The 5,441-nt window shown below is 46.9% G+C and carries 2 tRNA genes and 3 rRNA genes; all 5 read left to right on the forward strand.

The features are described from left to right. The first annotated feature begins 218 nt into the window (after positions 1–218). The 5 genes from DEU40_RS22125 to rrf all read left to right on the forward strand — a co-directional run bounded on the left by DEU40_RS22125 (position 219) and on the right by rrf (position 5,377). A 16S ribosomal RNA gene (locus DEU40_RS22125) occupies positions 219–1,735 on the forward strand. Positions 1,736–1,958: 223 nt separating this feature from the next. Further along, positions 1,959–2,032: transfer RNA gene (locus DEU40_RS22130), tRNA-Ile, on the forward strand. An 81-nt stretch (positions 2,033–2,113) separates the two neighbouring features. Continuing rightward, positions 2,114–2,187: transfer RNA gene (locus DEU40_RS22135), tRNA-Ala, on the forward strand. 153 nt (positions 2,188–2,340) lie between these two features. After that, positions 2,341–5,095, forward strand: a 23S ribosomal RNA gene (locus DEU40_RS22140). A 174-nt stretch (positions 5,096–5,269) separates the two neighbouring features. Next, positions 5,270–5,377 (forward strand): 5S ribosomal RNA (gene rrf, locus DEU40_RS22145). The 16S, 23S and 5S rRNA genes sit together here with 2 tRNA genes alongside, the layout of an rRNA operon. The last annotated feature ends 64 nt before the right edge of the window (positions 5,378–5,441 follow it).

Below are 5,441 nucleotides of genomic sequence, written 5' to 3' on the forward strand. Positions count from 1 at the left end.
GAAGGGTTAAGGTTACTTAAAAAACTTTAAAATTTTCTTCAAAAACATTTGGTCATTAAAAAATAAAGTTTTACTTTTGCACTCGCAAATACGGAGCGACACTGACAGAGAGATTGCTTCGGAAAAAGCGGAAGATATAAAGATCATTGACATACAATATAACAACCAAGTAAGGAAAAACTAAAGCGTTAAAAACTTTGAGTGAGTCAGACAAACATACAATGGAGAGTTTGATCCTGGCTCAGGATGAACGCTAGCGGGAGGCCTAACACATGCAAGCCGAGCGGTAGAGATCTTTCGGGATCTTGAGAGCGGCGTACGGGTGCGGAACACGTGTGCAACCTGCCTTTATCTGGGGGATAGCCTTTCGAAAGGAAGATTAATACCCCATAATATACTGGATGGCATCATTCGGTATTGAAAACTCCGGTGGATAGAGATGGGCACGCGCAAGATTAGATAGTTGGTGAGGTAACGGCTCACCAAGTCTGCGATCTTTAGGGGGCCTGAGAGGGTGATCCCCCACACTGGTACTGAGACACGGACCAGACTCCTACGGGAGGCAGCAGTGAGGAATATTGGACAATGGGTGAGAGCCTGATCCAGCCATCCCGCGTGAAGGACGACGGCCCTATGGGTTGTAAACTTCTTTTGTATAGGGATAAACCTACCCTCGTGAGGGTAGCTGAAGGTACTATACGAATAAGCACCGGCTAACTCCGTGCCAGCAGCCGCGGTAATACGGAGGGTGCAAGCGTTATCCGGATTTATTGGGTTTAAAGGGTCCGTAGGCGGATCTGTAAGTCAGTGGTGAAATCTCACAGCTTAACTGTGAAACTGCCATTGATACTGCAGGTCTTGAGTGTTGTTGAAGTAGCTGGAATAAGTAGTGTAGCGGTGAAATGCATAGATATTACTTAGAACACCAATTGCGAAGGCAGGTTACTAAGCAACAACTGACGCTGATGGACGAAAGCGTGGGGAGCGAACAGGATTAGATACCCTGGTAGTCCACGCCGTAAACGATGCTAACTCGTTTTTGGAGCGCAAGCTTCAGAGACTAAGCGAAAGTGATAAGTTAGCCACCTGGGGAGTACGAACGCAAGTTTGAAACTCAAAGGAATTGACGGGGGCCCGCACAAGCGGTGGATTATGTGGTTTAATTCGATGATACGCGAGGAACCTTACCAAGGCTTAAATGGGAAATGACAGGTTTAGAAATAGACTTTTCTTCGGACATTTTTCAAGGTGCTGCATGGTTGTCGTCAGCTCGTGCCGTGAGGTGTTAGGTTAAGTCCTGCAACGAGCGCAACCCCTGTCACTAGTTGCCATCATTAAGTTGGGGACTCTAGTGAGACTGCCTACGCAAGTAGAGAGGAAGGTGGGGATGACGTCAAATCATCACGGCCCTTACGCCTTGGGCCACACACGTAATACAATGGCCGGTACAGAGGGCAGCTACACTGCGAAGTGATGCAAATCTCGAAAGCCGGTCTCAGTTCGGATTGGAGTCTGCAACTCGACTCTATGAAGCTGGAATCGCTAGTAATCGCGCATCAGCCATGGCGCGGTGAATACGTTCCCGGGCCTTGTACACACCGCCCGTCAAGCCATGGAAGTCTGGGGTACCTGAAGTCGGTGACCGTAACAGGAGCTGCCTAGGGTAAAACAGGTAACTAGGGCTAAGTCGTAACAAGGTAGCCGTACCGGAAGGTGCGGCTGGAACATCTCATTTTAGAGCGTCTTAAAGACGTTAAACAAAATCAGTATCGTAAGGTACAAAATACTTACTTAAAGCATAGCTTTAGTTTTTTGTTTGGTTGATATATAAAAATACAAAACCCACTAGAAATTAGTAAAGGGATAGAGAGACAAGAGATTAAAGAATTTGAAATTTGATGTTCGAGATTTGAAGTTAAGAATATCAAATATCAAATAATGCATCTCAAATCTAACAGAGTCTCGTAGCTCAGCTGGTTAGAGCGCTACACTGATAATGTAGAGGTCGGCAGTTCGAGCCTGCCCGAGACTACTAATTAAAGCGGATGGCGAATAGCTTTTGGCTGCTGGCATTTAGCCAATAGCAAGAAGCCATAAGCTAGAAGCACCTAGAGGGGAATTAGCTCAGCTGGCTAGAGCGCCTGCCTTGCACGCAGGAGGTCAAGGGTTCGACTCCCTTATTCTCCACAGTTTTGGAAGACTGATTTAAAAGTTACGAATGGAGCCAAAAACAACATTTGTTCATCAGTTTGAAAAGAAGACATTAAGATCATTGACATTAACGGTAAAGACATCACAAAGAGAAAACCGAGCGCATAAAGCGCTTGAGTAACCAATAGGAAAGAAATCGTTAAGGGCGTATGGCGGATGCCTAGGCTTTCAGAGGCGACGAAGGACGTGGTAAGCTGCGAAAAGCTGCGGGGATTGGCACACACGAATTGATCCGCAGATATCCGAATGGGGCAACCCGGCATATTGAAGATATGTCACCTCGCAAGAGGAGCAAACCCGGAGAACTGAAACATCTAAGTACCCGGAGGAAAAGAAATCGAAGAGATTCCGTAAGTAGTGGCGAGCGAAAGCGGATTAGCCCAAAAGCTTTTATATGTTTAATAGAATGTTCTGGAAAGAACAGCCATAGAGGGTGATAGCCCCGTATATGAAAGGCATACATAAGTGATAAATGAGTAGGGCGGGACACGTGAAATCCTGTCTGAATATGGGGGGACCATCCTCCAAGGCTAAATACTCCTGAAAGACCGATAGTGAACAAGTACTGTGAAGGAAAGGTGAAAAGCACTTCGAATAGAAGGGTGAAATAGAACCTGAAACCGTACGCCTACAAGCGGTCGGAGCAGCGTAATGCTGTGACGGCGTGCCTTTTGCATAATGAGCCTACGAGTTAATTTTACTAGCGAGGTTAAGGTATTAAGTACCGGAGCCGGAGCGAAAGCGAGTCTGAATAGGGCGTATAGTTAGTAGGATTAGACGCGAAACCTTGTGATCTACCCATGGGCAGGTTGAAGCTCTGGTAACACAGAGTGGAGGACCGAACCGGTTGACGTTGAAAAGTCTTCGGATGACCTGTGGGTAGGGGTGAAAGGCCAATCAAACTGGGAGATAGCTCGTACTCTCCGAAATGCATTTAGGTGCAGCGTCGTATATAAGTTTATTAGAGGTAGAGCTACTGATTGGATGCGGGGGTTTCATCGCCTACCAATTCCTGACAAACTCCGAATGCTAATAAATGTTCTACGGCAGTGAGGGCATGGGTGCTAAGGTCCATGTCCGAGAGGGAAAGAACCCAGACCAACAGCTAAGGTCCCCAAATATATGTTAAGTTGAAACAACGCGGTTGGACTGCATTGACAGCTAGGATGTTGGCTTGGAAGCAGCCATTCATTTAAAGAGTGCGTAACAGCTCACTAGTCGAGCGGTCCGGCATGGATAATAATCGGGCATAAACATATTACCGAAGCTATGGATTTATATTTTAGATATATCTGGTAGGAGAGCATTCTATTTGCGCTGAAGCAGTACTGTGAGGTATTGTGGAGCGGATAGAAAAGAAAATGTAGGCATAAGTAACGATAAAGCAGGCGAGAAACCTGCTCACCGAAAGACCAAGGCTTCCTCAGCCATGCTAATCAGCTGAGGGTTAGTCGGGACCTAACGCGAACCCGAAAGGGGTAGTGGATGGACAATGGGTTAATATTCCCATACTTGCTCACAATAAAAGGGGACGGTTGGATGTAGCTGCTGGAGACTGACGGAATAGTCAAGGCCTAGCCTTCGGGCGAAGCTGCTGTAGTGTAATCTGATCCAAGAAAAGCCGAAGTGAAGCAACCCGTACCAAAACCGACACAGGTGGTCGAGGAGAGAATCCTAAGGTGCTCGAGTGAGTCGTGGCTAAGGAACTAGGCAAAATAGTCTCGTAACTTCGGAAGAAGAGACGCCATCAGCAATGGTGGCCGCAGTGAAGAGGCCCAGGCGACTGTTTATCAAAAACACAGGACTCTGCTAAATCGAAAGATGCTGTATAGGGTCTGACACCTGCCCGGTGCTGGAAGGTTAAGGAAGGTGCTTAGCGTAAGCGAAGGCATTAACTGAAGCCCCAGTAAACGGCGGCCGTAACTATAACGGTCCTAAGGTAGCGAAATTCCTTGTCGGGTAAGTTCCGACCTGCACGAATGGTGTAACGATCTGGGCACTGTCTCAGCCACGAGCTCGGTGAAATTGTAGTATCGGTGAAGATGCCGATTACCCGCAATGGGACGAAAAGACCCTGTGAACCTTTACTATAACTTCGTATTGACTTTGAGTAAGTAATGTGTAGGATAGGTGGGAGGCTTTGAAGCAGGCACGCTAGTGTTTGTGGAGCCGACGTTGAAATACCACCCTTTACTTACTTGGAGCCTAACTTCTTTTAGAAGGACATTGCGTGGTGGGTAGTTTGACTGGGGTGGTCGCCTCCAAAAGAGTAACGGAGGCTTTCAAAGGTACCCTCAGCACGCTTGGTAACCGTGCGTAGAGTGTAATGGCATAAGGGTGCTTGACTGTGAGACCAACAAGTCGATCAGGTGCGAAAGCAGGACATAGTGATCCGGTGGTTCCGTATGGAAGGGCCATCGCTCATAGGATAAAAGGTACTCCGGGGATAACAGGCTAGTCTCCCCCAAGAGCTCACATCGACGGGGAGGTTCGGCACCTCGATGTCGGCTCGTCACATCCTGGGGCTGGAGAAGGTCCCAAGGGTTGGGCTGTTCGCCCATTAAAGTGGCACGCGAGCTGGGTTCAGAACGTCGTGAGACAGTTCGGTCTCTATCTATTGCGGGCGTTAGATGTTTGAGAGGGCTTGATTCTAGTACGAGAGGACCGAATTGAACAAACCTCTGGTGTATCAGTTGTACCGCCAGGTGCACCGCTGAGTAGCTACGTTTGGAAGAGATAAGCACTGAAAGCATATAAGTGCGAAACTCGCCTCAAGATGAGACATCTTTTAAGGGTCGTTGTAGATGACGACGTTGATAGGCTATAGGTGTAAAGACAGTAATGTCATAGCCAAGTAGTACTAATTACCCGTAGATTTATAGCCTATGGTTGCTATATGAAATTATAATATAATAAATGACAAGTTCTTTATGCGCAGCGAAGGTTTTGTCTTTGTGAAAGTTTTTATCGCTTAAAACAGGTATCAGATGATAGCTATCAGGAGGCAGGTAACACCTGCAACCTATTACCTACAACCTGTAACCTTATATACCTTCTTTAGGGTGGTTTTAGCGGTGGGGCTCACCTGTTCCCATTCCGAACACAGAAGTTAAGCCCACCAGCGCCGATGGTACTGCTAACGCGGGAGAGTAGGCCGCCGCCAGTTTTTATTTTATTTTTAAAAAATCCTTTATCATTGTGATAAAGGATTTTTTTGTTTTATACCCAAG

The organism is Chryseobacterium sp. AG844 (genome assembly GCF_003182335.1).
Taxonomy (GTDB): domain Bacteria; phylum Bacteroidota; class Bacteroidia; order Flavobacteriales; family Weeksellaceae; genus Chryseobacterium; species Chryseobacterium cupriresistens.